At 59.0% G+C, this 2,328-nt stretch carries 1 protein-coding gene; it reads left to right on the top strand.

Annotation, left to right across the window (positions count from 1 at the left end):
• Positions 1–733 precede the first annotated feature (733 nt).
• A complete protein-coding gene (locus BN2476_RS43145) occupies positions 734–2,005 on the top strand; it encodes an IS256 family transposase (RefSeq protein WP_087740238.1) in 1,272 nt (423 codons plus the stop codon).
• The last annotated feature ends 323 nt before the right edge of the window (positions 2,006–2,328 follow it).

The following is a 2,328-nucleotide window of genomic DNA, read 5'->3' on the forward strand; positions in this document are numbered from 1 at the left end:
GGACGTGTTCATATAAGGATGTCAAAGCTGTTTCGACAGTCACAAGTGAGCCGCGGCTATAACGGTTGTCGGCCAGTGCGCTACGGCGAAGCGCGAGGCGATTTTTTCTTGTCATTGCGGTGATCGAAACGTGAGGTCGATGGCCGTTGGCCCTACAGGGCGGTCACCAGTTGAGTGTTGGCCCGAGTGGCTGTTATGGGCTCGGCCAGGGACGTTCGAGCAAGTCGTTCCTGATCGCCGGAGCTCATGGCTTGCCCATTGCTGATCGTGTGCTGGAGGTCGAGCCACGAAAGGGAAGGCATACATCGCAAGCGCAGAGCGCGAAGCGCGCCTGATAGGTGCGCCGCTGCCCGAACTGGAACGCATCGACGCAGCGTTACACGAGGTCGGGATGGATACGATGCAGCCGATACACTGCCCGATCAGAGGGCATGAGGACGACGAATGACAAAATGGCCAGGCGTCCTGATAAGCGCCTGGCCTTCTAAGCAGTTCGGCGCTGTCCGTGCCGGCTGGCAGTTCCGATCAGCCCCCAAAGCGGGTTCGGAACTGCGTCTGATAGTAAGCATCCCGCATGTCCCAAGGCGCGGCCCGGTCTGTGATGTAGCGCGGGTCGAATGCGGAGCTAAAGTCGGAAGTGGTGTACGGGGGAGTTGAGGCGGGAAATTGAAGGCGGTGGAGGTTTCAGCTGAGAATCTGATTGTCGAAGTCGGAAACCAGCAAACAACAAACCATCCACCATGGGCAAGGATACGGAAAAGCGGTCGTCGGTCTATCAGGAGCAGGCCTTGGGCTGGACGAATTGGTGCGTCAAGGGGCGCGACAAGTGATTCAGCAAGCGATAGAAGCAGAATTGGCAGAACTGTTGGAGCGGTTCGCGAACGTGAAGACCATGCACGGGCAACGCGCGGTAGTACGCAACGGCTATCTGCCGGAACGCGAAGTGTTGACGGCGGCCGGCCCGATACCGGTAAGGGTGCCGAAGGTGCGTGACCGATCAGGATCAGGCGTGAAGTTCAATTCGTCGATCGTGCCGCCGTATGTGAGGAAGTCACCCCGTGTAAGCGCTGCGCTGCCGTGGCTATATCTGAAGGGCATCTCGACGGGCGACATGGGCGAAGCGTTGAGCGTGCTGCTGGGCGAGGACGCCAAAGGTCTGTCGGCCAACGTGGTGAGCCGGCTGAAGGCGCAATGGACCGAAGAGCATGTGACCTGGAGTCGGCGAGATCTGTCGAAGTCACGCTACGCCTACTGGTGGGTCGACGGCATTCATACAGGACTTCGCAGCGAGCACTCAGACGGCCAATGTCTGCTGGTAATCATTGGCGTGAGGCCTGATGGTAGCAAAGAACGCGTGGCAATCGGCGACGGGTATCGAGAAACGAAGGCATCGTGGCTGGAACTGCTGCTCGATCTGAAAGCGCGGGGCTTGCAAGCCGGTCCACTGCTGGCCGTCGGCGACGGTGCGATGGGCTTCTGGGCGGCCCTGGAAGAGGTGTTTCCAGCGACGCGCGGCCAGCGCTGCTGGTTTCACAAGATGGGCAATGTACTCAATGCGCTACCCAAGTCACAACAGGCACGCGCAAAAGCGGACATGCAGGCGATCTGGATGGCCGCCACGCGCGCCGACGCATACGCCGCTTTCGATCGTTTCGTGTCAATCCATGCGGCGAAATATCCGAAGGCAACCGAGACACTGAAAAAGGATCGCGAGAGCCTGTTAGCGTTTTACGACTTTCCCGCCGAGCACTGGCAACATTTGCGCACGACCAACGCGATCGAGTCGACGTTCGCGACGGTGCGCCATCGTACGACGCGCACGCGCAACTGCGTATCGCGGCCGACCTTCCTCGGTCTGGCATTCAAGCTGATCGAGGAGGCGGAGAAGACCTGGCGCCGTATCAACGGCCCGGAAAAGATCAAGCTGTTACTTGAAGGCATTCCCTTCAAGGACGGCGAACCGGTGCAAGACGATCGACCGGGTCAGCAGAAACTCGCCGCCTGAAATCGACCGTCACGATGCTGCCCATACACCACTCTTGACCTTAGCTCTCGAATGCGCGCCATATCACGCAGCTTTGTTGCTTTCCCGCGCGGTTACAATTCTCTGTCTGCGCTGCGCAGACTCGCATCAAAGTCACGGCTAAGTGTCCGGTTTTGCCAGGAGTGTCTCACACCGCACAGGTACAACGCCCGCGCCGCGAGGCGCATCGCGGATGCCAACGCAAAGGCACAAGCAGCACCACAATAAGAAAGCAGTCGCAGGCACGGCGAAAAAGGCAACTAAATCAAAAACAGCGTCGCAGACACAACAACTCAAACCCCCAA

This window comes from Paraburkholderia piptadeniae (assembly GCF_900007165.1).
GTDB classification, from domain to species: Bacteria; Pseudomonadota; Gammaproteobacteria; order Burkholderiales; family Burkholderiaceae; genus Paraburkholderia; species Paraburkholderia piptadeniae.